The organism is Orrella dioscoreae (assembly GCF_900089455.2).
Lineage (GTDB): Bacteria > Pseudomonadota > Gammaproteobacteria > Burkholderiales > Burkholderiaceae_B > Orrella > Orrella dioscoreae.
The window spans coordinates 3193334-3218884 of sequence record NZ_LT907988.1 but is presented as its reverse complement, the minus strand read 5'-3'; the positions used below and the strand labels follow the sequence as shown (position 1 = coordinate 3218884).

Here is a 25551-nt window from a genome sequence, read left to right as displayed (position 1 = left end):
CCCATTCCTTTCCCTGTCGTTGATTTCCCCCATGTCCCGCTTCCTTCCCGACCGCTACACCCTGCTGCTGATCGCCGTGGTCGCCGCGTCCAGTCTCTTCCCCGCCACCGGCCAGGCCGGCGACGTGCTGAAGATCGCCACCATCGCCGCCATTTCCCTGCTGTTCTTCCTGCATGGCGCGCGGCTGTCCACCGCCGCCATCGTGGCAGGCGCCAAGCACGTGAAGCTGCATGCAGCCATCCTGGCCTGCACCTTCCTGCTCTTTCCCCTGCTGGGGCTGGGCATGCAGGCAGCCTTTCCGGGCCTGTTGTCGCCCGCATTGTGGATGGGCGTGATCTTCCTGTGCCTGCTACCTTCCACGGTGCAGTCGTCCATCGCCTTCACGTCCATGGCGCGGGGCAACGTGCCGGGCGCGATCTGCGCGGCCACCGCGTCCAACCTTTTGGGCACGCTGGTGACGCCCGTGCTGGTGGCCTTCGTGCTGCACAAGCAGGGCGGGGGCAGCGGCCTGGCCGACGCAGGCCGCGTCATGTTGCAGCTGCTGCTGCCCTTCGCGCTGGGCAGCCTGATGCGTCCGTGGATCGGCGAATGGGCGCGGCGCAACAACAAGCTGCTGGGCAAGGTCGATCGTGGATCCATCCTGCTGGCGGTCTATGCCGCCTTCAGTGCCGCGGCCGCGCAAGGCGTCTGGCACTCCTTCCCGCCGCAGGACATGGCGGTGCTGGTGGGCATCAATGCCGTGCTGCTGGGCGTGGTGCTGTTCGTCACCGCAAGGGGGGCGCGCCTGCTGGGATTCTCGAAGGAAGACGAGATCACCCTGGTGTTCTGCGGGTCCAAGAAATCACTGATGTCCGGCATTCCGCTGGCCACGGTGCTGTTCGGCCCGGCCGACATGGGCGTGATCGTGCTGCCGGTGATGCTCTTCCACCAGATGCAGCTGATGGTCTGCGCGGTGATGGCGCGCCGCTATGCCCAGCGCGAGGATGCCGCCGGCGATGCGCCTGCGGCGGCGAGCCCGCGCGGCGCGTGAGGGATGACGTTGCGCGGGCGGGCCGCCCGCGCAATATCATGGGTGACTCGCGACGTCTATAATTCACCATATGGTTAATAATCCCCCGCCCGACAGCCGTTCCCGTGACGCCGACCGCTCCCAGCAGGTCATCCTGGCCGCCGCGCTCCAGGAGTTCTCCGAGCATGGCCTGGGCGGTGCCCGCATGGAACGCATCGCCCAGCGGGCAGCGCTGAACAAACGCCTGATCTACTACTACTTCCAGAGCAAGGACGACCTGTTCCTGGCCGTGCTGGAGGAGGCGTATCGCAGCATCCGCCAGGCCGAGCAGGCGCTGCGCCTGGGTGATATGCCCGCGGCCTCCGCCATCCGGCGCCTGACGGAATTCACGTGGGAGTACTACATTGCCCATCCGGAGTTCCTGACGTTGCTCAACAGCGAAAACCTGCATCAGGGCAAGCACTTGGCCCGTTCCGTGCATATCCGGAAGATGAACTCCCCGCTGATCGAGTCGCTGGGGGAAATCCTCGAGCGCGGCCGCCGGGAAGGCGTGTTCCGGGGCGGCGTCGACCCCCTGCAACTCTATGTCTCCATTGCCGGCATGGCGTATTTCTACCTGTCCAACCACTACACGCTCTCGTCCGTGTTCGGGCTGGACCTCATGACCCCCAAGGCGCACCAGGAGCGCCTGTCGCACATCTGCGACGTCGTCCTCGGGTATGTCCTGAAGAACTGAACGCGCGCGGGCATTGACAAGCCTGCGCCTGACTCCCTACCATTGTCCTTAATTCACCAAATGGTGAATTAAAAAGGAGGTGGCGGCACACTCGACCGCTGCCCCGGAAAAAAAATGGCAGGAGACTCCTCATGTTTTTGCGACATCTCGCTGTTGCAGGACCCGCAATGCTGGCCGCGGCCATCGCCGTGCCTGCGTCAGCCGCCGACGACAAGGGCTATCCGAACCGCCCCATCCGTGTCGTCGTGCCCTTCGCGGCAGGCAGCACCGCCGACATCATTGCCCGCTCGGTGGGCGACAAGGTGGGCGAGCAACTGGGCCAGCCCCTCGTCATCGAGAACCGGGGCGGCGCCAGCGGCACCATCGGCCAGCAGGCCGTGGCCACGGCGGCGCCGGACGGCTACACGATCATGATCCATTCGTCGTCCCACACCGTCAGCCCCTCCACCTTCAGGAAACTGCCCTTCGACACGCTCGCGGATTTCGCCGGCATCTCGCCGATCGCCTCGCTGCCCAATGTGCTCGTGGTCTCGCCGCAGAAGAACTGGCGCTCGGTGCAAGACCTGCTGGCAGCCGCGCGGGCGAATCCCGACGGCCTGAATTTCGCCTCGGCGGGGCAGGGCAGCGCCACGCACCTGAATGCCGAGAAGTTCAAGCAGGCCGCGGGGATCACGGCCACGAACATCCCGTTCAAGGGATCGGGCGAGGCGGTCACCGAGATCATGGCGGGTCGGGTGGATTACTACTTTTCGCCCATCGCGCCCGTGATCGGCCAGATCAAGGATGGGCGACTGCTGCCGCTGGCCGTGGGATCGGCCCAGCGCGCACCGGCGCTTCCCCAGGTGCCGACCGTGGCGCAGGCCGGGGTGCCGGGCGCGGAGTTCAACTTCTGGATCGGCATGATGGCGCCCGCCAAGACGCCGCGCCCCGTGGTGCAAAAACTGCACGACGCGCTAGCCAAGGCGCTCGAGACCCCGCAGGTCAAGGCCAGGCTGCTGGAGTTGGGCGCCCAGCCCTGGACCCTGCAACCCGAGGCGTTCGACGCGCACATCAAGGAAGAGATCAGCAGCAACGCCGAGCTCGTGAAGGCGGCGGGCATTTCCTCGCAGTGACGGCGGCCGCAGGCCCCGGAACCAGGCGTCGACCGCCGGGGCTGCCAGCGCCGTTTTTCCCCAGCATCTTCCAGGAAGCACACACGACATGGCAACACATCGACTTGGCATCATCATGCACGGCGTGACGGGCCGCATGGGCAAGAACCAGCACCTCATCCGTTCCATCGTGGCGATCCGCGCGCAAGGCGGCGTCACGCTCTCCAACGGCGACCGGGTCATGCCCGACCCGATCCTGATCGGCCGCAACGCCGAGAAGATCGAGGCGCTGGCGCGTGAGCACGGCATTGCGCGCTGGGGCACCGACCTGACGCAGGCGCTGGCCAATCCCGACGATACGGTGTTCTTCGACGCGGGCACGACGCAGATGCGTCCGGTGCTGCTCGCGCAGGCGATCCAGGCCGGCAAGCATGTCTATTGCGAGAAGCCCATCGCCACCAACCTGAACCAGGCGGTGGAGATCGCCCGCCTGGCGGAGCAGGCCGGCCGCGAGCGCGGCATCAAGCACGGCGCGGTGCAGGACAAGCTGTTCCTGCCGGGCCTGCGCAAGCTGGACATGCTGCGGCGCGCGGGCTTCTTCGGCCGCATGCTGTCGGTGCGGCTGGAGTTCGGCTACTGGGTGTTCGAAGGTGATCTGCAGCCCATCCAGCGTCCCAGCTGGAACTACCGCGCGGAAGATGGCGGCGGCATGATCCTGGACATGATGTGCCACTGGCGCTATGTGCTGGACAACCTCTTTGGCGAAGTGCAGTCCATCTCGTGCCTGGGCGCCACGCACATCCCCACGCGCTGGGACGAGGCGGGCAAGCCCTACGCCTGCACGGCCGACGATTCGGCCTATGCCACGGCAGAGCTCAAGGGCCACGGGGGCGAGCGCGTGATCGCGCAACTGAACATGAGCTGGGTCACGCGTGTGCGGCGCGACGACCTGGTGACGTTCCACGTGGACGGCACGCACGGCTCCGCCGTGGCTGGCCTGTCGGAATGCCGCGCGCAATCGCGCGTCGCCACGCCGCGTCCGGTGTGGAATCCCGACCAGAAGCAGACGATGAATTTCTTCGACCAGTGGCAGGAAGTGCCCGATTCGGAGACTTTCGACAACGGCTTCAAGATCCAGTGGGAGCATTTCATCCGCCACGTGGCCGAGGACGCGCCGTATCGCTGGACGCTGCTCGAGGGCGCGAAGGGCGTGCAGCTCGTCGAGGCAGCCCTGCAAAGCTGGCAGGAGCGCCGCTGGATCGATGTGCCCGCGCTTTCGCTCCAGGCCTAGCGCGCCAGGCCGCCTTGCGCGGCCTGGGCCCCTTGCCTGATTCCTTTCGACGCTCATCCAGGAGCCACCATGTCGCTTTCCTTGAGCCTGCCCGCAAGGGACGGCAGGACGCTTGCGTCCTACACCTTGACCGGCACGCCGCCGCCAGACCCCGCGCCCGCGGCCTTCACGCGCATCGCCTATTCGGCGGCCCACGTGGTGGCCGATCCGCTTGCCCCTGTGGATCCGTGGCAGACCGCAGCCGTGGACTGGGACACCACGCTCGCCTACCGCCGTTACCTGTGGTCCTTGGGCCTGGGGGTGGCCGAGGCCATGGACACGGCCCAGCGTGGCATGGGCCTCGATTGGCCGACCTCGCTGGCGCTGATCACCCGCACCCTGGAGATGGCGCGCGACGTGCCGGGGGCGCAGGTGGCCAGCGGTTGCGGCACGGACCACCTGGACCCCGCCGATGCGCGCAGCGTGGATGATGTGATCCGCGCCTACGAAACGCAGATGGAGGCAATCGAGCGCCTGGGCGGCAAGCTGATCCTGATGGCGAGCCGCGCGCTGGCTCGTGTCGCGAAAGGCCCCGAGGATTACGTGCGGGTGTACACGCGGCTGCTGCGGCAGGCGCGCCAGCCCGTCATCCTGCATTGGCTGGGCGACATGTTCGATCCGGCCCTGGCCGGTTACTGGGGCACCGCCGACCTGGATCGCGCCACGGCGACGGCACTGGAGATCATCGCGGCCGAGGCCGGCAAGGTGGACGGCATCAAGATCTCATTGCTGGACAAGGACCGCGAGATCGCGATGCGCCGCCAGCTGCCCGTCACCGGCGGCAACGACGGCCAGGGCGTGCGGATGTACACGGGGGACGATTTCAACTACGCCGAACTGATCGCGGGCGACGGGCAGGGGGCACAGGCGCGCCATGGCCAGAGCGATGCACTGCTGGGCATCTTCGACGCCATCGCGCCCGTGGCGAGCGCGGCGCTGGGCGAGCTGGCGCAAGGCCGCATCGACCGATTCCATGCCTTGCTGGGGCCGACCGTGCCCCTGTCGCGCCACATCTTCCAGGCGCCCACGCGCTATTACAAGACCGGCGTGGTGTTCATGGCCTGGCTCAATGGCCATCAGAAGCACTTCTCGATGGTGGGCGGCCAGCAAAGCAGCCGTTCGCTGGTCCACCTGGCCGAGCTGTTCCGGCTGGCCGACCAGGCCAACCTGCTGGCCTGGCCCGACCTTGCCACGCATCGCATGCGCACGCTGCTGGCGTTGCACGGCGTGGAGTAGGCCATGCGCGATTTCTCGAACGATCACGACTGGCTGTCCATCAACACCGCCACCGTGCGCCGGCAGGGCGGCGCCGAGGTGCCGCTTGCCCGCATCATCGACCAGTGCGCGCGACATGGCATCCAGGCCATCAGCCCGTGGCGCGACCAGGTTGCCGCGGCCGGCCTGGCGCAGGTGTGCAGCCAACTGCGCGCGCATGGCATCGGCCTGTCCGGCTATTGCCGGGGCGGCTTCTTCACGGCGGCCGACGAGGCGGGGCGCCGCGCCGCGCTGGATGACAACCGTCGCGCCATCGACGAGGCCCTCGCGCTGGACGCGCCTTGCGTGGTGCTGGTGGTGGGGTCCTTGCCAGGCGCACTGGAAGGCAAGGCGTTGCACAAGGACATCGGCGGCGCGCGCGCGCAGGTGCGCGACGGCATCGCTGAAACGCTGGCCTATGCCCGCGAGGCCGGGATGCCGCTCGCCATCGAACCCTTGCACCCGATGCAAGCCGCCGAGCGTGCCTGCATCAATACGCTGGCCCAGGCGCTGGACCTGTGCGAGACGCTGGACCCGCTGGCGCAAGGCGGCCGCGCCATGCTGGGCGTGGCGCTGGACGTCTATCACGTCTGGTGGGATCCCGAGCTGGAACGCCAGATCGCCCGCGCCGGCCGGGATCGCCTGTTCGCCTATCACGTGTGCGATTGGCGCCTGCCCACCCGTGACCTGCTGTCGGACCGCGCCATGATGGGCGACGGCGTCATCGACCTGCCCAGGATCCGGGGCTGGGTGGAGGCCGCGGGTTACGCGGGCTACAGCGAAGTCGAGATCTTCTCGGAAGCAGACTGGTGGCAGCGCAGCGGCGAAGACATTCTGCAGACCTGCATCACGCGGCACCGGACAGTGGTGTAGCCGTGCCTCTCCCGCCGCTGGCCGGTCCGGCGGACGCGCGGCGGAAAAAACATAAATCACAACAACGCCCAATCACGGGGTGGGAGACAACTCATGCAAAAACTTTGCGTATCCATGGCGCTGTGCACGGCATCCGGCCTGGCGTTTGCGCAAGCGGGCACGTCGGTGACGCTGTACGGCACGGTCGATGGCGGCGTGCAATACCAGTCGATCAAGATCCCGAACGTCGGCAGCCAGTCGCGCACGGGCGCGCACTCAGGAGGACAGACGGGGGACCGCTGGGGCCTGCGCGGTTCGGAAGACCTGGGCGATGGCTGGCGTGCGCTCTTCACGCTGGAGGCGGGCTACACGCTGCAGACCGGCCAGCATGCGGATACGCAGCGCACGGCCTTCAACAGGCAGGCCTTCCTGGGCCTGGGCAGCAAGGACTGGGGTACCTTGACGCTGGGGCGCCAGTACGGCCAGGGCTTCCTGTACTTCAGCGGCATCGGTCCTTTCGGCAACGGCTTCGGCCTGGGCTCGCAATCGGTGGCTTTCGGTTCGTCGCTGGTGCGCTACGACGGCATGGCCAAGTACGAGACACCGAACATCGGCGGCTTCACCGGCGCGATCGGCTACTCGAACGAAGCGGGCTTCGGCGCGGGCACCGCGTGGGACGACACGTCGGCGACCGCGCTGGCCATCGGCTTGCGCTATGCCGGCGGTCCCCTGAGCGCCATCGCCACGTTCGACCGCCTGGCCCGCGTGCAGACGCCGGCCAACGATGGAACGGGCACCCTGAAGGCGTGGATCGTGGGCGCGGCCTATGACTTCGAGATCCTCAAGCTGTCGCTGGCCTATGGCCAGGACATCGATGGGCGGATCGCGGCGGGCAACACCCTGCTGGGCAGCCTGGGCGCCGCCTTGCCGGCGCCCAACGGCCGCTACCTGGAGGGCTTCAAGGCGCACAACTATCTGGTGGGCGCGACGGTGCCGGTGGGCAGGGCGGGCAAGCTGCTGGGGGCGTGGTCGGCATCGGACTCCAACCTGGACGTGCCGGCGCCGGGCGGCAACGGCATTGCCACGCAGCATGGCTTCAGCCTGGGCTATACCTACGAGCTGTCCAAGCGCACCAACCTGTATGCCATCGGCACGTATCTGCGCAATGCCGCCTATATCGACGATGCGCGCAGCCAGGAATACCGCGTCGGCCTCCTGCACCGGTTCTAGGCGGCGGCAGCGGCGCGGCGTCTGCACACCGCGCCGCATGGGCGAGACAGGTCAAGCCTGGCGGTCGTCCGTGGCGATGCGCAAGGCCAGCAGCGCCAGGACGCCGCCCATCAGGTAACGCTGCGCGCGCTGCCAGCCTTCGTGGCGCGACAGCAGTTGGGCAATGCGTGCGGCGCCCAGCACCAGCAGCAAGTTGACCACGCCGCTGACCGTGATCTGCACGGCGCCCAGGCTGACGCTCTGCCACAGGATCGAGCCGCGTTCGGGATGCAGGAACTGCGGGAAGAAGGACAGGTAGAACAACGCGACCTTGGGATTCAGCACGTTGGTCAGGAAGCCCATGCGGAACAGCTTCGCGGGCGGGTCCAGGGGCAAGGCGCGCGCGGCGAAGAGCGGCTGGCCGCCGGGCTTGACCGACTGCCAGGCGAGCCACAGCAGATAGGCCGCGCCCAGCAGCCGGATGGCCTCGAAGGCATAGGGGACGGCGGCCAGCAGCGCCGTGAGGCCGACCGAGGCCGCCACCAGATGCACCAGGAAACCCAGCAACACGCCGGCCAGCGAAATCACGCCCGCCTGCCGGCCCTGGCACAAGGCGCGCGAGATGCAATAGATCATGTTGGGACCGGGCGTCAGCACCAGGACCAGGGCGGCCAGGGCGAACCAGGCCAATTCGGTGAGGGTCAGCATGGGGGCTCGCGAAGAAGGGGGGACTGCCTGCGGCTGATTCTATGCCTGGCGCCGTGGCCAGGCGAGGGATGGACGCAGGAATAAAAAATCGCTTGCGTTTAAATAGCGCGCTATATAAACTGCGACGCATGGACACCCGCCAACCCGCCGACTCCCTGCTCCAGCTCGATGGCCAGCTTTGCTTTGCGCTGTACTCCGCAACGCTGGCCATGAACAAGGTGTATCGCAAGCTGTTGCGCGAGCTGGGCCTGACTTATCCGCAATACCTGGTAATGCTGGTGTTGTGGGAGGGCGACGCCCTGACCGTGACGGATATCGGCGAACGCCTGTACCTGGACTCGGCCACGCTGACGCCCTTGCTCAAGCGCCTGGAAGCGGCAGGACTGGTCAGCCGGGCGCGCAGCGCCAGCGATGAGCGCCAGGTGATCATCAGCCTGACCAGCCAGGGCAAGGCCTTGCGCCGCAAGGCGCAGGCCGTGCCCGAGCAGGTGGGGTGCGCGGTGCAGTGCTCGCCCGGGCAGTTGCAGGCCTTGCACCAGGAGCTCAGCACCTTGCGTGAGCGGCTGGCGGCCTACGCGGACTGACGAGGCGGCGCGGTGTCATCGGTTTGTGATGTGCGATTTTTATAGTGTGCGATTTAATCGTGTATTAATCTGATGCCAGTCCGGCATCGTTCTTCTCTTCCTCTCAGGAGTCTTGCCATGTCGATCGAAAAAGTTCTCTACCGCGCCGAAGCCACCGCCACGGGCGGCCGTGAAGGCCGTGCCGTCTCGTCGGACGGCGCCCTGGACGTCACCCTGAGCACCCCGCGCGAATTGGGCGGCGCCGGGGGCGCCGGCACCAACCCGGAACAGCTCTTCGCCGCCGGCTACTCGGCCTGCTTCCTGGGCGCGCTGAAGTTCGTCGCCGGCCGCGAAAAAGTGGCGCTGCCCGCCGACGTCAGCATCACGGGCAAGGTCGGCATCGGCCAGATCCCGACGGGTTTCGGCATCGAGGCCGAGCTGATCATCTCGCTGCCCGGCCTGGACCGTGACCAGGCCCAGGCGCTGATCGAGAAGGCGCACGTGGTCTGCCCGTATTCGAACGCCACGCGCGGCAACATCGACGTCACGTTGACGCTGGCCTGAGGCAGGTGCGCGGCGAGGGAAATATCCCGGCGCCGCGCACTGCGCATAGCATCCGGCTCGCCAGGCATAGGAAAGCGGGCCGTGTTGCTATAAAGTAGCGAGGATTAGGCTGGCCCGTCCCGGGTCGGCCGCTTGGCGCTGCGCAAGGCGGCGCCCTGCGCCATTCCCCGGAGCCAAGCATGAACACCGAAACCCTGGAGCTACGCAGCAGCGGCCTGAAGGTGACGTTCCCGCGCATGAAGATCCTGGACGTGTTTCGCAACAGCGACCAGCGCCATCTGAGTGCCGAAGACGTCTATCGCCTGCTGGTCACCGACGGCATCGAAATGGGCCTGGCCACCGTGTACCGCGTGCTGACGCAGTTCGAGCAGGCCGGCCTGCTGCAGCGCAGCCAGCTGGGCGGCAACAAGGCGGTCTATGAACTGAACGACGGCGAGCGCCATCACGGCCACCTGGTGTGCGCCCAGACGGGTGAAGTGAAGGAGTTCTTCGACCCGCAGATCGAGAAGCGCCTGAACAAGATCGCCGACGAAATGGGCTACACCCTGTCCGAATACACCATCACGATCTTCGCCGCCCCGAAGTAAACAAGCCGCCCCACGGGGCGGCTTTTTGCTTCGGGCCTTGCATGCTGCATGCTCAGAATCGCGACGAGACCTGCACGCCGAAGATGTTGCCGTTGCTGGTGTATTCGCCCGACACGCGGCCTTTCTGGGCAAGGCTTTCACCCGTGTTGTTGATGCGGGTCTTGTCCAGGTACAGATAGGTGTAGCCCACGTCCACGGTGGTGTTCTTGCCGGCCTGGAATTGCACGCCGGTCGAGAACCACCAGCGGTCGTTGTCGGGCAGCGAGGTGGGACGGTCGGCCGCCTCGTGGACCGGCGACTGGTCCCAGGCCACGCCGAACTTCAGCTTCCAGGCCTCGTTCACCTTGTAATTCGCGCCCAGCGCCACCCGCCACGTATCCCGGAAATCCAGGTGCAGCGTGTCGCCGGGGATGCCGGTGTTGTTGATCTTCAGTTCCGGAATGCTGCTCCAGCCGGTCCAGGAGACGTCGCCCAGCAGTTCCCAGCGGCTGTTCAACTGGTGATAGGCGCTCAGGATGGCGGAATCGGGCAGGTCCACGCTGGCCTGGGCATCGAAGCTGCCGATGCCTGCCAGGTCCGTGTGGCCGTCGACGTCGTGCTTGACCTTGGAGCGATAGGACAGGCCGATGCGGGTGGCAGGCGTCGGTTGGAACATGACGCCGGCATTCCAGCCCCAGGCATCTCCATCCATCTTGACCGTCGCTTCGCGTGACAGGCCCGGCGCCACGACCGCGGTGCGCGTGTACTCGGCGTCGATGCGCTGGTAGTTCACGCCCACGCCCAGCGCCCACTGTTCGTTGACCTTGTACGAGACAGAGGGGTTGACGTTGATGGTCTGGATCTCGAACTTGCGGGAGTGGTATTGGCCCACCCAGTCGCCCTGATAGTGCGTCATCAGGCCGAAGGGGGCGCCCAGGCCCACGCCGACATTCCAGCGGTTGTCGATCTGCCAGGCCAGGTAGGCGTTGGGCACCACGCCCCATTTGCCGGCGTCGCCGCCGTTGCCGCCCAATGCGCCGGGCGCCGCCAGCGGGCGCGTGCTGTTGCCGTCATCCTTGAACTTGAAGCTCGGCTTGATGGCAGTGACGCCGCCCGAGACCGAGAGCCCTGACAGGTAGGCCATGCCGGCGGGGTTGAAGTAGATCGTGCTGGCGTTCTCGGCGACGGCCGCGGAGCCGGCATAGGCGTTGCCCAGGCCACTGGCATTCTGCTCCAGCAACTGGAAGCCCGCGCCCTGCGCGGCCCCCGTGGCCAGACCCAGCGTTGCGGCCGACAACGCGACCACAATGGGGGAGTGCTTCATCATGTTTTGGTCTCCTTGGTGGAAGGGTCGTGCATTGTGCCGGGTTCGGCCGGCTTGTGGGTATGTTCGTTGCGGGGTGTGGCGGGAGCCGTTGTGCCGGTGCTTGCAGGCGCGGCTGCCGGTGCCGCGGCGCCGGCCTGGCCGGCGTGCTGCTCCCAATGCAGCGGCCCCCCCGTGAAGGGCGCGAAGCCGGTGCCGAAGATGATGCCGGCGTCGGCCAGTTCCGCGCTGGCCACCACGCCGTCGTCGACCTGTTTGTGCGTGCGTGCCAGCAGGGGCGCCAGCAGGCGCGAGGCCAGACCCGGGGGCGCGCCGGGCGCGGCGTCTTTCTGCGGCTTGCCGTCTTCCCAGATGTAGAAGCCCTTGCCGCTCTTGCGGCCGAGCTTGCCGCCGTCGACCAGGCGCACGAGGCAGGCGGGCGGTTGCTCGCCGTCGGACAACTGCTTGCCGGCTGCCATCGCGATATCGAGCCCCACGGTGTCGGCAAGCTCCAGCGGCCCCATCGGCATGCCGAAGGCTTCCATCGCGGCGTCCACGCTGGACGGCGCCAGGCCTTCGTCCACGCAGCGCATGGCTTCCAGCATGTAGGGCGCAAGCACCGCATTCACGAGGAAGCCCGGCGCGCTGCGCACCGGCAGGGCCAGCTTGTCGAGCTGTCCGACGAATGCCGCTGCGCGCGCGCGCAGTGCCGGCGGGGTCGCGTCGGTGTGCACCACTTCCACCAGCGGCATGCTCGCGACGGGGTTGAAGAAGTGGATGCCGACCAGCTGCCTGCCGCCGGGCAGGCCCTGGGACAGGTCTTCCAGCCGCAGGCTGGAGGTGTTGGTGGCAAGGATCGCGTCCGCCTTCATGCGGGGGGCGATCTCGCGGTACAGGCCCAGCTTGGCCTCCAGGTTCTCGCTGATGGCCTCGATGACGATGTCCGCGTGCGCGACGCCCGCGCCTTGCGGGTCGGGAATGAGGCGGTCCGCCGCGGCCCGCGCGCCGCGCAGGTCGCGGCGGAACTTGCGCGCATAGAGTTGCTGGGCCCGGCCGATGGCCGTGGCGAGGCGCCCGCCGTCCTGGTCCTGCAGGCTGACGGTGAGGCCCTTGTAGGCGCACCAGGCCGCGATGTCGCCGCCCATGACGCCCGCGCCGATCACATGCACGCGCTTGGCCGGCGTGCCGGTCTGCTTGCCTTGCGCCTTCAACTGCTCGCGCAGGCGGAAGACGCGCAGCAGGTTGCGCGCGGTGGGTGAGCCGATGACTGAGGCCAGTTGGCCGGGCGCATTCAGTGCATTGCCGCCGTGGTTGGCCCAGATGTCGATGATGGCGCGCGGCGCGGGATAGTGGCCGCGCGGGTCGCGGGCCTCGACGGTCTTCAGCGCGCGCCGGGCCACCAGGCGCTTCACGGGCCAGAGGTCCAGCAGGCGCTGCATGCGGCGGGCCAGCGGCGTGCGGCGCTTGGGGCCGCCTTGCAGCACGACGAGGCGGGCGGTGGCCTCCATGACGCGCGGCGGCACGGCGAGATCGGCCAGGCCCAGCGACAGCGCGCGGCGGGCATCGACGGTCTTGCCGGTCAGCATGAGATCAAGCGCGGCAGGCGGGCCGATGAGCGCGGGCAGGCGGCGCATGCCGCCCCAGCCGGGGAAGATGCCCAGCATGACCTCGGGCAGGCCGAGGGAGGTGGCGGGCTCGTCCACCACGATGCGCCAGCGGCAGGCCAGCGCCAGTTCGGTGCCGCCGCCCAGGCAGTGGCCGCGCACGAGCGCCAGCGTCGGATAGCGCACGGCGGCAAGTGTGTTGAAGAGGTGCCAGCCGCGCGCGACCAGTTCGCGCGCTTTCTCGGGCGTGTCCAGGCCGCCGAATTCGTTGATGTCGGCACCGACGATGAAGTTGCCCGGCTTGCCCGAGCGGATGATCAGGGCGCGCGGCGGCATGGTTTCGAAACGGGCCAGCACGGCGCCCAGTTCGGCCATGACCTCGCGGGTCAGCACGTTGACGGCGGTGCCGGGGCTGTCCAGCGTCAGCCAGGCGATATCGTGTTCGTCCTGCGCAACGTGCCAGTGCGACGCGGGCAGGGTGTTGTCGGCTTGCGGGGCGTGAGTGGCCGGGTTCATCGCGTGCCCTCCGTGTCCAGGGTTTCAACGAGCATGGCGCCGCCTTGGCCGCCGCCGATGCAGATGGCCGCCATGCCGCGCTTCAAGCCGCGCGCCTGCAGGGCCTTGAGCAGGTGCAGCACGATGCGCGCACCGGAGGCGCCCACCGGGTGCCCCAGCGCGATGGCACCGCCGTCGACGTTCAGGCGCGCCTGGTCCAGCGTGCCCCAGGCCGGCGTGCCCAGTTGCTCGCGGCAATAGTCTTCCTCTTCCCAGGCAGCGAGGCAACCCAGCACCTGCGCGGCGAAGGCCTCGTTGATCTCCCACAGGTCCAGGTCGTTCAGCCCGAGCCCATGGCGTTGCAGGATGGGCGTGGCGGCATGCACCGGGCCCAGGCCCATCTGGGCCGGATCCAGCCCCGCCCATTGCGCATCCACGATACGGCCGATGGGCGTGAGTCCCCAGCGGCGCACGGCCTCCTCGGATGCCAGCAGCAGCATGGCCGCGCCGTCGGTGACCTGGGAACTGTTGCCCGCGGTGATGCTGCCGGCAGGCTTGTCGAAGACGGGCTTCAAGGTGGCGAGCTTGGCAGGATCGGAGTCGTCGCGGATGCCGTCGTCCTGCGGCTGGCGCGTGCCCTGCGCATCGACCAGCGGCACGATCTCGGCGTCGTACCGGCCGGCATCGCGCGCATCACGCGCGCGCAGGTGGCTGCGGCTGGCGTAGAAGTCCATCGCCTGGCGGCTGATGCCGAAGCGCCACGCGAGATTCTCGGCGGTCTGCCCCATCGAGAGGCCCACGACGGGGTCGGTGAGTCCCTTCAGCAGCCCGATGACCGGCGCCAGCATGCCTGGGCGCAGGCGCTTGAGTGCGTCGAATTTCTGGCCCGCGCCGCGCGCCTTGCTCCAGCGCGCCAGCCACTTGACCATGCTGTCGGAGAACAGCACCGGCGCGCGCGACAGCGCATCGGTGCCGCCCGCAAGCGCCAGGTGGGTTTGCCCGCGCTGGATATTGCCCAGCGCGCTGTCCAGCGCCTGCATGCCGGAGGCGCAGTTGCGCATGACGGTCCATCCCGGCACCCGATGCCCGCAGCCGGCGCGCAAGGCAAGCACGCGGCCGATATTGGTTTCATCAGGGGAGGGCGCGGCGCAACCGAGCACGACCTCGTCGAGATCGGAAGGCAGGAAGGGCTGGCGCAGCAGCAGGTCGCGGCTGGCCTGCAAGGCAAGATCGGCGGCCGAATACCGGCCGGGTTCACCGCGCGCCTTCAGAAAGGGGGTGCGGGTGCCGTCGATCACATAGACGGGTTGGAATGCCATGACGTCTGACCTCATGCTGCACGGCTTGTGGCCGTCGGGTTGGGGCGGGAGTCGGGCAGGCAGCCGGATTCCGTCCGATTCTAGGCACGGCGTGGGGATACACAGAAGTGGTGTTGTCCCTAGTGGTGGGGCAGCCTGCGTTGGGGATTGTAGTGGCGGGAGGTGCGCTGGATTGAGAAAGAACCGGGGGGGCTTGATGCGTGTCTTGTGAGGCTGCTGGATTGATATGTGATGAGTCTTCTGGGGTAGGGGCTCTGCTGAGTTGGTTGGTTGGTTGGGAGATGTACTGCTGGGTTGACGGCTTGTGCACTGCTAGGTTGACGGTTTTTGCACCGCTGGGTTGACGGCCGCCGAGTGTGGTCGTGCCGTCGGTCGCCTGCCGCGTGGTGGGGCACCCACAGCGCCCCGCCCCCCGCAGAAGGCGCCCGCCGTCCCGCCCACCCTCGACGTCCTGCAGTGGAGTGGTGTGTACCGGAGTCAGCCGCCGGAGTCCTGCTCGCATTCTTGCCGCCTGCTCGCTGCTTGCCCGAAGATCTCGGCTTGCCGCTCAGCAATGGGCGCCCACAGCGCCCATTGCTGAGCATTCGGAAAAGCAAAAGGGGCAGCTTTTGGGAGAGGGGGGAAGGGGAGTGGAGGTGGGGGGCATCGCACTTCGGGCGGGTGCCCCCGGCAGGCTGCGTTGTCTGCTTGGAGGCGTTGTTCCGTCATCGTGACTGAATGGCGGGAGTCTTGCGCGGGCAGAGGCGTCGAGACTTATTGACGAGCCTGGCGGCTTCGGCAAATTGGTGGCGGTGGTGGAGCAGCCTCCCCAAGCAGGCAACACGGCCAAGCGGCGCCCGTAGCCCGAAGCGCGCTGCCTCCCCCCTCCAACTCCCGCCCCCACTCTCCCAAAAGCTGCCCTATTGCTTTTCCGAATGCTGACCGGTGGGCGCTGTGGGCGCCCTCCGGTCAGCGGCAAGCCAAGATCTTCGGGCAGGCAGCGAGCGGCAGGCAAGAATGCGAGCAGGACCAAGGTGGCTGCCCAAGGTCCAGAACACAACATTGCAGGACGTCGAGGGTGGGCGGGACGGCGGGCGCCTTCTGCGGGGGGCGGGGCGCTGTGGGCGCCCCACCACGCGGCAGGCGACCGACGGCACGACCACCCTCGGCGGCCGTCAACGAAGCGGTGCACAAACCGTCAAAACCCAGCAGTGCACAAGCCATCAACCCAGCGCTCCACAACCCACAACACACACCACCGCACTGCACCAACCCTCGCAGCCCCCTAACCCCCCCGCTCCCGCCGCAGCAAATACCCCAACCCCCGCAACGTCAAGATCTCCACCCCGCAGCCACTCACCTTGCGGCGCAACCGATGCACCAAGACTTCGACGAAGTCCTGTCGCTCCGGCACCTGTTCCGGATACGCCAGGCGATACAGCGCCTCTTTCGCCACCGCATGCCCAGGCTGCGCCAGCAACGCCCGCAGCACGCAGGCCTCGCGGGGTCCAAGCGCCATCGGCATGTCGGCCGCGAAGATCGCGCCGCTGTCCAGGTCCAGCCGCAGCGCGCCGCATTCGATGCGGCGTACGGGCGCCGCCTGGCGGCGGCCCAGCGCGCGCAGGCGGGCTTCCAGTTCGCCCAGGTCGAAGGGTTTGCTCAGGTAGTCGTCCGCGCCAGCGTTCAAGCCTGCGATGCGGTCGCCCACGCTGTTGCGGCCGGTCAGGATCAGCACGGGTGTCAGGATGCCTTGGGAACGGGTTCGGTGCAGCAGGTGCAGGCCGTCCAGGCCGGGGATGGCGAGGTCCAGCACGACGGCGTCGTTGCTGCCCTCGCGCATCTGCCGCAAGGCGGTGTTGCCATCCAGGCACAAGGTGACATGAAAGCCGCGGCGGCTCAGTGCCCGGGACAGGGCGGTCGACATGTCGAGATCGTCCTCGACCAGCAGAATGCGCATGGGGCTCCCGCGAGTGGGCGCGGGCGGGCAAGCGATGCCCGACCCGCCGGATGGGCCGCTGAGTGTAGGAAATGGCGATAGGGTTCGCCAGGCCGCGGCATCCGTGCCAGGCAAGGCAGGGAAAGCCCCTTGTATCAAGGGCTTGAGGATGTGCGCCCGTTGCGCTTGGCAACGCGGATCGGGCAAGTTTTCCTTGGTGTTGTGCGGGCATTGTTTTGGCCTGGTCACCGCGCGCATACCTAAATAAAAGAAGTGTCGTTGGAATTCGAGAACCAGACCCATAGGATGTAAGGCCTGCGGGTGTTGATGCCCCTGCCGTGCCGCTTGAGGCACGGGTCACTTTTCTTGCAGCCCTCATGACCATCCTGACGATTGCCGGCAGTCCCTCGCTGTCCTCGCGCTCCTCCATCCTGCTGCGTCACGCAGCCGACCGCCTGCTGCAGCGCGGCTATGCCAGCCACGAGCTCGGCTTGCGCGACCTGCCTGCCGAAGACTTGATCGAAGGGATCTATACCGGCTCCGCCGCCACGGCCCTGCGCACCCGGGTGGCCAAGGCACGCGCGGTGCTCATCGCCACGCCTGTCTACAAGGCGTCTTTTTCCGGCGGCTTGAAGGCCTTGCTGGACCTGCTGGACGAGCGGGCGCTGGCCGACAAGCTGGTGTTGCCCATTGCCACGGGCGGCAGTACGGCGCACCTGCTGGCGCTGGAATACAGCCTGAAGCCCGTGCTGTCCGCGCTGGGCGCACGTCACATCCTGGCTGGCGTCTATGCCACCGAGACGCAAGTCACGCGCAATGCCCAAGGCGTGGTCGAGATCGACCACGGCGTGGTGGCGCGGCTGGAGGATTCCGTGGATCGCGTTGCGCGCTACCTGGATACGGCAAGGCCCGCGCACACCGAGGCCTATGACCTGGGCAAGCTGGCCGCGCGCGCGCGCCTGAGCGTGTGAGGCGCGTCATGCTGGTCCGCCACGACCAACCGTCCGCGTCGACATGGCGCGCTCGCGCCGCGCGAACCTGGCGGCGTGCGAAGCGCCTGGCGGCCGTCCTGGGGTGGCGTGCCTGGGGCCCGCCTTTGCGTGCTGATGCGCCGCGCGCCAGGTAGTGACGCCGAGCGATGCTGCCTGGCAAGGCACCTGATGCCGGGCGCCTGATCGCGCGGCGCTTTCCTGTCGCCGCGCACCGTGTTTTCCGTGGACGCATCCCGCGCCGTGCCGGGATGGTCATCTTTCCTCGTGCTTTTCCCTTACCCGCAGGAGTTTTCCCATGAGCATCCAGTCCATCAATGCCCGCAACCAGTTCCGCGGCAAGATCAAGGAAATCGTTACCGGACCGGTGGTGTCCGAGGTCGATATCGAAACCCCCGCCGGCATCGTGACGTCCGTCATCACGACGCGCTCGGTGCAGGAGCTGGACCTGCAGGTCGGCACCAGCGTGCTGGCCTTCGTTAAGGCAACCGAGGTGTCGGTGGCGAAGCTTTGACCCCCCCCCGAGGCGCTTGCGCGCCTCCCCCCCAGGGGGGCGGCACCTGCGGACCGGCAGAGCCGGCTCCGCGATGCCCCTGCTTGCTGAGCTTCTTCTCTGTGTGAGCTTCTTCTGCGGCTAGGTCCTGGCTTGTCGTGCGCCCAGCTTGCGCAGTGCCAGGCCGGCCAGGATGCCCGGGATGCAGAAGAGGGCGAAGACCCAGCCGGAGACGGCGCCGGCCATGATGCCGGAGAGCAGGGTGCCGACGGTGCAGCCCAGGGCGATCATGCCGCCCCAGCCCATCAGGATGCCGCCCGCCAGGTTGCGGCCGACCTCGGAGAGCGTGGGGCGTCGGGGCCGGAAGTCACCGGCGAGCAGGGCGGATGCCCAGGCGCCCGCGACGAGCGCCAGCACGAAGACGCCGTTGCGCGACCAGAGCGTTTCCTTGATGACGGTGGCGCAGCCCGCGAAGGCGTCCAGGCCTTGCAGGCGGCTGGGCAGCCAGCCTTGCGAGGCGGCGGCCGTGCGGGCCAGGCTGCCCAGTTCGGCGGTCACGCCCAGCGGTGCGGCGCGAAGATAGGCGATGACAGCAACGGAACCCACCAGGATGCCACCCACATAGGTGGGCCACCGTGCCCGCAGGACGGCGTGCCAGATGTCGCCTTGTTCCGCCGGAGACGACGCCTGCGCAGGCAGCGCCGCGCCATGCCGCTTGCGTTGCGCGCGTATCAGCCAGATGGCAATGGCCGCCAGCAAGCCCAGTTGCAGCAGCAGCGAACCGCCATAACCCAGGTGGTGCGGCAGCCACAGCACGGGCGCCTGCTGCACCGCGGCGAGATACAGCGTGTTCCACGACGCGAAGCCCAGCACGAAGCCGATGGCCGCGCCCAGCAGCGCGAAGGGCGAGGCCAGCGCGCCTTCGCCCAGGCGGTACAGGTGGGCGCTGATGCACGACCCCGAGATGCCCATGCCGACGCCGAAGACCAGCGCGCCCAGCGCCAGCACCCAGCTGACCGGGCCGATGTGCGCGCCAGGCGGCAGCCGCGGTTCGGCGGGCACGGGCAGGAAGGCGCCGAAGAGCGCGTGATAGCCCGCGGTGCCCACCGCCAGTGCAACCACCAGTCCCAGCAGGCCACGCGCGTCGCGCTGATCGATGAAGTCGCGCGTGATGCACAGGAAGCAGAAGCGCGAGCGTTGCAGCACGATGCCGAAGGCAGCGCCTGCGAGCAGGGAAAAGGCCAGCACGCGGCCGTCGCCGGGCAGGCCTGAGAGATGGGCGCCAAACGCAAAAACGGCCGCCACGATCAGGGCGGCCGCCAGTTGCGGCGCAAGAGGGATTGCGCCTGCCACTTAGGTCTTGCCCCACACGGTGCCGGCCGGGTTGCTGATGGGCGCGCCCACGCTGTTGCCGTATTCGGTCCAGGAGCCGTCGTAGTTGCGCACGTCGTAGCCCAGCAGCTTCTTCAGCGCGAACCAAGAATGGCTGGAGCGTTCGCCGATGCGGCAGTAGGTGATGACCGGCTTGCTGCCGTCAACGCCCACGGCCTGGTAGATAGCCTTGAGTTCATCGACCGACTTGAAGGTGCCGTCTTCGGCGACCAGCTTGCTCCAGGTCACGTTGACCGCGCCCGGGACGTGGCCGGCGCGCACCGCCAGTTCCGGCACGCCGTTGGGCGCGAACACCTTGCCGTTGTATTCATCGGCCGAGCGGATGTCCACCAGCACGGCGTCCTTTTCCTTGCGGGCCACGGCCAGCACGTCGGGCAGCTTGGCGCGCAGCGCGGCGTTGGCGGTCTTGACCTGCGCGTTGCCGGCGGCATGGATCTTGGCCACGGGCGAGAGCGGGCGGTTCTCGGCTTCCCACTTCTTGCGGCCGCCGTCCAGCAGCTTCACGTTCTCGATGCCGTAGATGTCGAAGATCCACGCTCCCCAGGCGGCGAACCAGTTGTTGTTGTCGCCGTACAGGACGGTGGTGGTGTCCTGGTTGATGCCGGCGTTCTTCAGCAACGCCTGGAATTGCGGGGGCGGGGCGATGTCGCGGCTGACGACGTCGACCAGGTCGGTGTGCCAGTTCACGTTGACGGCGCCCGGGATGTGGCCGCGCTCGAAGAGGCCGGGATTGACGCTGACTTCGACGACGCGGACCTTGGCATTGTCGAGGTTCTTCTCGAGCCAGTCGGTCGAGACCAGGAACGCGCTCGATTGCGCGGAAGCGGCGCCAGCCGACAGGGTGACGGCGGCGGTGGCCAGCGCGGCAAGCAGTCTGCGTAGGGACATGGACATCTCCGGTGAAAGTAAACCGGCGGCAGGCTGCCACGCGGCGGTAACGCCAAGATATCGACAGGCAGGCCCGCGGCGAACGATTTTGTAAGCTTATGCAAATTACCCATTCAGCTTTTGGTCAGCTTTTGCCCAGCCCGCGCCAGCCGGGGATTTGCGCGGATAGCGGGTGCTATCATCCCCGGCAGGCCGCGAGCTGCCGAGATTGGCGCGGCAGGAGACACGCATGGCTGCGAAGCCCCGAACAGAATCCCTGCGCGACGCCGCCGCGAACGCGCTGTCCGAGCCCGACGCCGACACGATGGCGCCTCCGGTGCCCGCCCCGGGGCCTGAAGTCATCGCCTCGGCCGCCTACACCCAGGGCCGCGACAAGGTCGAGGTGCCGCTCGCCGAACTCGGCGCCCACCTGGGCAGGCGCGACGGCCTGCTGTGGGTCGGGCTGAAGGATCCCACTCCCGAGACCCTGGCGCTGGCCGCCGGCCAGCTTGGCCTGGCGCCCCAGGTCATCGAGGAACTGCAGGCGCCGCACCGGCGTCCCAAGATTCTGGATTTCGGCTCCGAGGTGCTGGTCGTGGCCATCACTGTCGAAGTGGCGGGAGACCGCCCGGCCTTCGGCGAGACACAGCTCCTCATTGGCAATGATTTCCTCCTGACCGTGCGCCGTGGCGCCACGGCCAACCACCACGAAGTGCGCAGCCGGCTGGAGAAGCTGCCGGCCCAGCTGGCGCGTGGCGCCGATTTCGTGGCGTCCGAATTGCTGGACCTGCTGATCGACCGTTATGTGGCGGCGGCGCGGCAATTCGAGGCGGGCGTCGAGGCCGTCGAGCAGAAGCTGATGCTGCGCGGCCTGAACAACACGGAAATCCGCAAGCTCTACCGCCTGCGCCGTGACCTGCTGCGCACGCACACCCTGGTCGCGCCGCTGGCCGAGATCTGCCGCCGCCTGTCGCGCGTCGAGATGCATCCCATCGACGCGCAGTCGCGGCCTTATTACGGTGAAGTGGCCGACCGCGTGCTGCGCGTGGACGAACTCTTCAACTCCCTGCGCGAGGCGCTGGCTTTCGCCTTCGAGGCCGGGCTGATGATCGGCCAGGCCCAGCAGACCGACACGACCCGCCGCCTGGCGGCCTGGGCCGCCATCCTGGCCGTGCCCACGGCCATCGCCGGCGTCTATGGCATGAACTTCAAGGTCATGCCGGAGCTGGAATGGACCTTCGGCTATCCGGTGGTCATGGCGGTGATGTTCGGCATCTGCGGTGCGCTCTACCGCGGCTTTCGCAAGGCGGGTTGGCTGTGATGCGGCGGCGCCCTCGCGGCGCTCGCGGTCCGCAGCCTTTCCACCTGTCCCGCATCCTGCGCGCGCCGCGCCGCGCGCTGGTCGGCCTGCTGAGCGCGCTGGCCCTGGCGGGCCTGGCCTGGCTGCTGCCGCCGGGCTGGCTGCCCGAATCGGGCGCACGCGCGCCGGCCGGGCAGGATCGCCCGGCCACCACGACGCCCGCGGGCGAGTATGTCCTGCAAGGCAAGGTCAGCACTGTCGCGGACGGCGATACCGTCACGCTGCAGGTGGGCGGGGCACGGCATCGCGTCCGCCTGGCCAGCATCGACGCGCCCGAGACGGGCAAGGACGGCAAGGCTGGCCAGCCTTATGCCCAGGCGTCCCGGCGTGCCTTGTCGGACATGGTGGCAGGCCGCGACGTGCGCGCCCGCTGCTTCGAGAAAGACCAATACGATCGCGATATCTGCGACCTGGAACTGCCAGGCGGCCCGACGGTCAATCGGCGCATGGTGGAAAGCGGCATGGCCTGGGCCAACCGGCAGGGCCGTGACCAGCACCTGCGCGATCGCGCGCTGATCGGCCTGGAGCAATCGGCGCGCGACGCGCGGCGGGGACTGTGGGCCGATGCCAAGCCCGAGCAGCCCTGGGCGTGGCGTTACGCGTGCCGGCAACGGGGCGATTGCTGAACCTGCGGGGCAGGACAGCGTGTTAGGGTTCGATATGCTTGCCCCGCCGGGGCGATTGACGGGACGAGGAATCTGGATGCGGCGGTGGACGCAAGCAATGTATGCGGGGCTTGGGGCGGCAGTGCTGGCATTGGCCGGCTGCTCGCCGGATACCCCCATCAACAGCCCTTATCCGAGCGGCGCCGAAAGCGAGAACACGCTTTATTCGGCCTTCACGCAGCGCTCGCCCAAGTATCTCGATCCGGCCAGCTCCTATTCCTCCGACGAGACGCCCTATACCTACAACATCTACGAGCCGCTGTATGGGTACCACTACCTGAAGCGGCCCTATGAACTGGTGCCGCGCGCGGCGGCGGCGCTGGCCACGCCGCGCTACGTCGATGCGCAAGGCAACCCCTTGCCCGACGATGCGCCGGGCGAGCAGATCGCCGAAAGCGTCTACGACATTCCCATCCGGCCCGGCATCCAGTTCCAGCCGCATCCCGTGTTCGCGCGCGACGAGCAGGGCGGCCATGTCTATTACCCCTTGCCGCCCGATGGCCTGGAGGGCCGCTACGACATTCCCGATTTCGAGCGCACCGGCACGCGTGAACTGACCGCTCACGACTATGTCTATGCGATCCGCCGCCTGGCCAGCCCGCGCGTGGTGTCGCCCATCTATGGCGTCATGGCCGAGCACATCGTGGGCATGGGCGATTACGGCAAGGCGCTGCGCACCCGCGATGCGGCACTGCGCAAGGGCGTGCCGGCGGGCCAGCGCGACCTGCCGTGGCTGGACCTGCGCGAAGGCGGGTTCGATGGCGTCAGCGCCCTGGACGACCACACCTTGCGCATCCGCGTGATCGGGAAGTATCCGCAGTTCAAGTATTGGCTGGCCATGACCTTCATGGCGCCCATTCCCTGGGAGGCCGACCGCTTCTACAGCCAGCCCGGCATGGCCGAACGCAATCTGTCGCTGAACACCTGGCCCGTGGGCACGGGGCCGTTCATGCTGGCCGAGTCGCGCCAGAACGAAAGGCACGTGCTGGCGCGCAACCCCAATTTCCGCGGCGAACCGTATCCCTGCGAAGGCGAACCGGGCGACCGCGAGGCGGGCCTGCTGGACGATTGCGGCAAGCCCATGCCTTTCCTGGACCGCGTGGTCTTCAGCATCGAGAAGGAAGCCATTCCCTTGCAGGGCAAGTTCCTGCAGGGCTATTACGACATTCCCCAGGTCGAGCGTGGCGAGTACGGCGTGGCTTTCCTGGTGGCCTCGGGCGATTCGGCTGAAAAGGCCGAGCTCTATGCCCAGCGCGGCCTGCAACTGCCGACCACGGTGGCGACGGCAAGCTGGTACATGGGCTTCAACTGGAAGGACCCGGTGGTGGGGCAGGGCGACACGCCCGAGCAGCAGGAACGCAACCGCAAGCTGCGCCAGGCCATCAGCATCGCCTTCGACTGGGAAGAATACGTCGCCATCTTCGAGAACAGCCAGGGCCAGGTGGCCCAGGGGCCGGTGCCGCCCGGCGTGCTGGGCTACCAGGGCGGCCCGGAGGGTGTGAACCGCCAGGTCTACGACCTGAAGGGCGGCCAGCCGGTACGCAAGTCCATCGATGAGGCCAAGCGCCTGCTGGCCGAGGCGGGCTATCCGGGCGGGCGCGACGAGAAGACCGGCGCGCCGCTGGTGCTGCACTACGATGCGATGGGCGGCATGGGCGCCAGCCCGCAGTTCGACTGGATGCGGCGCAAGCTGGCGCAGATGGGCGTGCAGCTGGACGTGCGCTCCACCGACTACAACCGTTTCCAGGACAAGATGCGCCGCGGCGTGGCGCAGATCTTCCTGTGGGGCTGGGGCGCCGACTATCCCGACGCGGAGAACTTCCTGTTCCTGCTCTACGGCCCCAACGCCAAGGCAGACGGCGGCGGCGAAAACGCCGCCAACTATCGCAGTCCCGAGTTCGATGCGCTGTTCGAGCAGATGCGCTTCCTGGACGATGGCCCCGAGAAAGAGGCCGTGATCCACAAGATGGTCGCCATCACCCAGCGCGATGCGCCGTGGATGTTCGGCTACTTCCCGAAGTCCGGCGGGGCGTATCACCAGTGGGTGGGCAACGCCAAGCCGACGCAGATGGTGCGCAATACCTTGCAGTTCATGAAGGTGGACCCGGCCCTGCGGGCCCAGCGCACGGCCGAATGGAATTCCCCCGTGTGGTGGCCCCTGCCGCTGCTGGCGCTGTTGCTGGCGCTGGCCATCTGGCCGGCCTGGCGCACCCTGAAACGCCGTGAGCGCCAGACCGCGTTTGGCGATGCCGCCGGGCGGCAACAATCCGGAGCCGACAAAGCATGAGCGCCTACATCATTCGCCGCCTGCTGTACGGCGTGCTGATCCTCATCGGCGTGAACCTCTTCACGTTCCTGCTGTTCTTCGCCGTCAACACGCCGGACGACATGGCGCGCCTGTCCATCGGGGGCCAGCGCATCAGCCAGGATGCCATCGACAAGTGGAAGGTCGAGCGCGGCTACGACAAGCCGCTCTTCTTCAATACCCAGGCCGAGGGCAGCGCGCGCCTGACCGACACCATCTTCGCCACGCGCTCGCTGCCGCTTCTGCGCGGCGACTTCGGCGCCTCGGATGGCGGGCGCGACATCGGCCGCGAGATCCGCTCCCGCATCGGACCCAGCCTGGCGCTGGCCCTGCCCAGCTTCGCCCTGGGGCTGTTCGCCAGCGTGGTGTTCGCGCTGACGCTGGTGTTCTTCCGCGCCACGCGCCTGGATTTCTGGGGCGTGGTGCTGTGCGTGATCCTGCTGTCCATTTCCGGGCTGTTCTACATCATCGCGGGCCAGTGGATGTTCGCCAAGCTGTTGCGGCTGGTGCCGTATTCGGGCTTCGCGGGCGGGCTGGACATGGTGAAGTTCCTGGCCCTGCCCGTGCTCATCGCCATCATTTCCCGGCTTGGGCCCGAGGCGCGCTTCTATCGCGCGCTGTTCCTGGAGGAGAGCGGCAAGGACTACGTGCGCACGGCGCGCGCCAAGGGCCTGGCCGAGCGCGTGGTGCTGTTCCGGCACGTCATGCGCAATGCCATGCTGCCCATCCTGACCGGCACGGTGTCGGCCATTCCGCTGCTCTTCATGGGCAGCCTCATCGCCGAGTCCTTCTTCGGCATTCCGGGCTTGGGCAGCTACACCATCGACGCCATCAACGCGCAGGATTTCTCGATCGTGCGCGCCATGGTGTTCCTGGGCTCCGGCCTGTACATCGTGGGGCTGATCCTGGCCGACATTTCCTACACGCTCGCGGATCCGCGCGTGCGCTTCGAGTAACGCGCC

General features: G+C 67.8%; 23 protein-coding genes. 16 read left to right on the top strand and 7 right to left on the bottom strand.

Annotated elements, in window-relative coordinates:
• Positions 1–31: 31 nt before the first annotated feature.
• From ODI_RS14910 to ODI_RS14880, 7 genes are all read left to right on the top strand, one after another.
• Positions 32–1030 carry a bile acid:sodium symporter family protein gene (locus ODI_RS14910; RefSeq protein ID WP_067752548.1) on the top strand — a complete coding sequence of 333 codons (999 nt, stop codon included), beginning with the start codon at positions 32–34 and terminating at the stop codon, positions 1028–1030.
• A 70-nt stretch (positions 1031–1100) separates the two neighbouring features.
• A complete protein-coding gene (locus tag ODI_RS14905; RefSeq protein ID WP_067752549.1) occupies positions 1101–1745 on the top strand; it encodes a TetR/AcrR family transcriptional regulator in 645 nt (214 codons plus the stop codon).
• A 167-nt stretch (positions 1746–1912) separates the two neighbouring features.
• The gene (locus ODI_RS14900; protein WP_231968063.1) at positions 1913–2857 is read left to right on the top strand and encodes a tripartite tricarboxylate transporter substrate binding protein; all 945 of its coding nucleotides are present in this window, start codon (positions 1913–1915) and stop codon (positions 2855–2857) included.
• An 88-nt stretch (positions 2858–2945) separates the two neighbouring features.
• Entirely contained in the window at positions 2946–4127 is a 1182-nt protein-coding gene (locus ODI_RS14895) for a Gfo/Idh/MocA family protein (protein ID WP_067752554.1), read from the top strand.
• A gap of 69 nt (positions 4128–4196) precedes the next feature.
• Complete coding sequence (locus ODI_RS14890; RefSeq protein WP_067752557.1) at positions 4197–5402, top strand: dihydrodipicolinate synthase family protein; 1206 nt, start codon at positions 4197–4199, stop codon at positions 5400–5402.
• A gap of 3 nt (positions 5403–5405) precedes the next feature.
• Positions 5406–6293 carry a sugar phosphate isomerase/epimerase family protein gene (locus ODI_RS14885; RefSeq protein ID WP_067752560.1) on the top strand — a complete coding sequence of 296 codons (888 nt, stop codon included), beginning with the start codon at positions 5406–5408 and terminating at the stop codon, positions 6291–6293.
• Positions 6294–6386: 93 nt separating this feature from the next.
• The gene (locus ODI_RS14880; RefSeq protein ID WP_067752562.1) at positions 6387–7502 is read left to right on the top strand and encodes a porin; all 1116 of its coding nucleotides are present in this window, start codon (positions 6387–6389) and stop codon (positions 7500–7502) included.
• A 51-nt stretch (positions 7503–7553) separates the two neighbouring features.
• On the opposite strand, the gene ODI_RS14875 is transcribed toward ODI_RS14880, so the two are convergent.
• A complete protein-coding gene (locus ODI_RS14875; protein WP_067752564.1) occupies positions 7554–8189 on the bottom strand; it encodes a LysE family translocator in 636 nt (211 codons plus the stop codon).
• Between the two features lie 128 nt (positions 8190–8317).
• Here ODI_RS14875 and ODI_RS14870 point away from each other — a divergent pair, with 128 nt between their 5' ends.
• From ODI_RS14870 to ODI_RS14860, 3 genes are all read left to right on the top strand, one after another.
• Complete coding sequence (locus ODI_RS14870; protein WP_067752566.1) at positions 8318–8773, top strand: MarR family winged helix-turn-helix transcriptional regulator; 456 nt, start codon at positions 8318–8320, stop codon at positions 8771–8773.
• A gap of 117 nt (positions 8774–8890) precedes the next feature.
• Positions 8891–9316, top strand: coding sequence for an organic hydroperoxide resistance protein (locus ODI_RS14865; RefSeq protein WP_067752568.1), 426 nt, complete (start codon positions 8891–8893; stop codon positions 9314–9316).
• Positions 9317–9495: 179 nt separating this feature from the next.
• Positions 9496–9903, top strand: coding sequence for a transcriptional repressor (locus ODI_RS14860; protein ID WP_067752573.1), 408 nt, complete (start codon positions 9496–9498; stop codon positions 9901–9903).
• A gap of 52 nt (positions 9904–9955) precedes the next feature.
• Here the strand turns inward: ODI_RS14860 and ODI_RS14855 are convergent, their stop codons facing one another.
• The 4 genes from ODI_RS14855 to ODI_RS14840 form a co-directional block, all read right to left on the bottom strand.
• The gene (locus tag ODI_RS14855; RefSeq protein WP_067752576.1) at positions 9956–11209 is read right to left on the bottom strand and encodes an OmpP1/FadL family transporter; all 1254 of its coding nucleotides are present in this window, start codon (positions 11207–11209) and stop codon (positions 9956–9958) included.
• Positions 11206–13305, bottom strand: a complete 2100-nt coding sequence (locus ODI_RS14850; protein ID WP_067752579.1) for a 3-hydroxyacyl-CoA dehydrogenase NAD-binding domain-containing protein — start codon at positions 13303–13305, stop codon at positions 11206–11208. The genes ODI_RS14855 and ODI_RS14850 overlap by 4 nt, the downstream gene beginning before the upstream one ends.
• Positions 13302–14603, bottom strand: coding sequence for an acetyl-CoA C-acetyltransferase (locus tag ODI_RS14845; RefSeq protein ID WP_067752582.1), 1302 nt, complete (start codon positions 14601–14603; stop codon positions 13302–13304). Before ODI_RS14845 ends, ODI_RS14850 begins: the two co-directional genes overlap by 4 nt.
• 1264 nt (positions 14604–15867) lie before the next feature.
• Positions 15868–16539 carry a response regulator transcription factor gene (locus tag ODI_RS14840; protein WP_098020917.1) on the bottom strand — a complete coding sequence of 224 codons (672 nt, stop codon included), beginning with the start codon at positions 16537–16539 and terminating at the stop codon, positions 15868–15870.
• Between the two features lie 356 nt (positions 16540–16895).
• Between ODI_RS14840 and ssuE the strand changes: the two genes are divergently transcribed.
• Positions 16896–17489, top strand: coding sequence for an NADPH-dependent FMN reductase (ssuE, locus tag ODI_RS14835; RefSeq protein ID WP_067751875.1), 594 nt, complete (start codon positions 16896–16898; stop codon positions 17487–17489).
• Positions 17490–17805: 316 nt separating this feature from the next.
• Positions 17806–18021, top strand: a complete 216-nt coding sequence (locus ODI_RS14830) for a TOBE domain-containing protein (RefSeq protein ID WP_067751872.1) — start codon at positions 17806–17808, stop codon at positions 18019–18021.
• A 120-nt stretch (positions 18022–18141) separates the two neighbouring features.
• Here ODI_RS14830 and ODI_RS14825 read toward each other — a convergent pair whose 3' ends face one another.
• Both ODI_RS14825 and ODI_RS14820 read right to left on the bottom strand, forming a co-directional pair.
• A complete protein-coding gene (locus ODI_RS14825; RefSeq protein ID WP_067751869.1) occupies positions 18142–19353 on the bottom strand; it encodes a YeeE/YedE family protein in 1212 nt (403 codons plus the stop codon).
• Positions 19354–20280 (bottom strand): sulfurtransferase, encoded by a 927-nt coding sequence (locus ODI_RS14820; protein ID WP_067751866.1) that lies wholly within the window; start codon positions 20278–20280, stop codon positions 19354–19356.
• A gap of 304 nt (positions 20281–20584) precedes the next feature.
• Between ODI_RS14820 and ODI_RS14815 the strand changes: the two genes are divergently transcribed.
• From ODI_RS14815 to ODI_RS14800, 4 genes are all read left to right on the top strand, one after another.
• Positions 20585–21580, top strand: coding sequence for a magnesium and cobalt transport protein CorA (locus ODI_RS14815; protein ID WP_067752017.1), 996 nt, complete (start codon positions 20585–20587; stop codon positions 21578–21580).
• On the top strand, positions 21580–22245 hold the full coding sequence (locus tag ODI_RS14810) for a thermonuclease family protein (protein ID WP_082985237.1): 666 nt from the start codon (positions 21580–21582) through the stop codon (positions 22243–22245). Before ODI_RS14815 ends, ODI_RS14810 begins: the two co-directional genes overlap by 1 nt.
• Positions 22246–22321: 76 nt before the next feature.
• Positions 22322–24571: an ABC transporter substrate-binding protein gene (locus tag ODI_RS14805; protein ID WP_067751863.1), complete on the top strand. Its 2250-nt coding sequence runs from the start codon at positions 22322–22324 to the stop codon at positions 24569–24571.
• The gene (locus ODI_RS14800; protein WP_067751860.1) at positions 24568–25545 is read left to right on the top strand and encodes an ABC transporter permease; all 978 of its coding nucleotides are present in this window, start codon (positions 24568–24570) and stop codon (positions 25543–25545) included. The genes ODI_RS14805 and ODI_RS14800 overlap by 4 nt, the downstream gene beginning before the upstream one ends.
• Positions 25546–25551 lie beyond the last annotated feature (6 nt).

Excerpts from the sequence above, each read along its gene's own strand:
- ODI_RS14845 (WP_067752582.1), bottom strand. The coding sequence starts at position 14,603 with ATGGCATTCCAACCCGTCTATGTGATCGACGGCACCCGCACCCCCTTT.
- ODI_RS14840 (WP_098020917.1), bottom strand. The coding sequence starts at position 16,539 with ATGCGCATTCTGCTGGTCGAGGACGATCTCGACATGTCGACCGCCCTG.
- ODI_RS14830 (WP_067751872.1), top strand. The coding sequence starts at position 17,806 with ATGAGCATCCAGTCCATCAATGCCCGCAACCAGTTCCGCGGCAAGATC.
- ODI_RS14855 (WP_067752576.1), bottom strand. The coding sequence starts at position 11,209 with ATGATGAAGCACTCCCCCATTGTGGTCGCGTTGTCGGCCGCAACGCTG.
- ODI_RS14880 (WP_067752562.1), top strand. The coding sequence starts at position 6,387 with ATGCAAAAACTTTGCGTATCCATGGCGCTGTGCACGGCATCCGGCCTG.
- ODI_RS14820 (WP_067751866.1), bottom strand. The coding sequence starts at position 20,280 with ATGTCCCTACGCAGACTGCTTGCCGCGCTGGCCACCGCCGCCGTCACC.
- ODI_RS14815 (WP_067752017.1), top strand. The coding sequence starts at position 20,585 with ATGGCGCCTCCGGTGCCCGCCCCGGGGCCTGAAGTCATCGCCTCGGCC.
- ssuE (WP_067751875.1), top strand. The coding sequence starts at position 16,896 with ATGACCATCCTGACGATTGCCGGCAGTCCCTCGCTGTCCTCGCGCTCC.
- ODI_RS14875 (WP_067752564.1), bottom strand. The coding sequence starts at position 8,189 with ATGCTGACCCTCACCGAATTGGCCTGGTTCGCCCTGGCCGCCCTGGTC.
- ODI_RS14800 (WP_067751860.1), top strand. The coding sequence starts at position 24,568 with ATGAGCGCCTACATCATTCGCCGCCTGCTGTACGGCGTGCTGATCCTC.
- ODI_RS14885 (WP_067752560.1), top strand. The coding sequence starts at position 5,406 with ATGCGCGATTTCTCGAACGATCACGACTGGCTGTCCATCAACACCGCC.
- ODI_RS14850 (WP_067752579.1), bottom strand. The coding sequence starts at position 13,305 with ATGAACCCGGCCACTCACGCCCCGCAAGCCGACAACACCCTGCCCGCG.
- ODI_RS14905 (WP_067752549.1), top strand. The coding sequence starts at position 1,101 with ATGGTTAATAATCCCCCGCCCGACAGCCGTTCCCGTGACGCCGACCGC.
- ODI_RS14890 (WP_067752557.1), top strand. The coding sequence starts at position 4,197 with ATGTCGCTTTCCTTGAGCCTGCCCGCAAGGGACGGCAGGACGCTTGCG.
- ODI_RS14910 (WP_067752548.1), top strand. The coding sequence starts at position 32 with ATGTCCCGCTTCCTTCCCGACCGCTACACCCTGCTGCTGATCGCCGTG.
- ODI_RS14860 (WP_067752573.1), top strand. The coding sequence starts at position 9,496 with ATGAACACCGAAACCCTGGAGCTACGCAGCAGCGGCCTGAAGGTGACG.
- ODI_RS14870 (WP_067752566.1), top strand. The coding sequence starts at position 8,318 with ATGGACACCCGCCAACCCGCCGACTCCCTGCTCCAGCTCGATGGCCAG.
- ODI_RS14810 (WP_082985237.1), top strand. The coding sequence starts at position 21,580 with ATGCGGCGGCGCCCTCGCGGCGCTCGCGGTCCGCAGCCTTTCCACCTG.
- ODI_RS14805 (WP_067751863.1), top strand. The coding sequence starts at position 22,322 with ATGCGGCGGTGGACGCAAGCAATGTATGCGGGGCTTGGGGCGGCAGTG.
- ODI_RS14900 (WP_231968063.1), top strand. The coding sequence starts at position 1,913 with ATGCTGGCCGCGGCCATCGCCGTGCCTGCGTCAGCCGCCGACGACAAG.
- ODI_RS14865 (WP_067752568.1), top strand. The coding sequence starts at position 8,891 with ATGTCGATCGAAAAAGTTCTCTACCGCGCCGAAGCCACCGCCACGGGC.
- ODI_RS14895 (WP_067752554.1), top strand. The coding sequence starts at position 2,946 with ATGGCAACACATCGACTTGGCATCATCATGCACGGCGTGACGGGCCGC.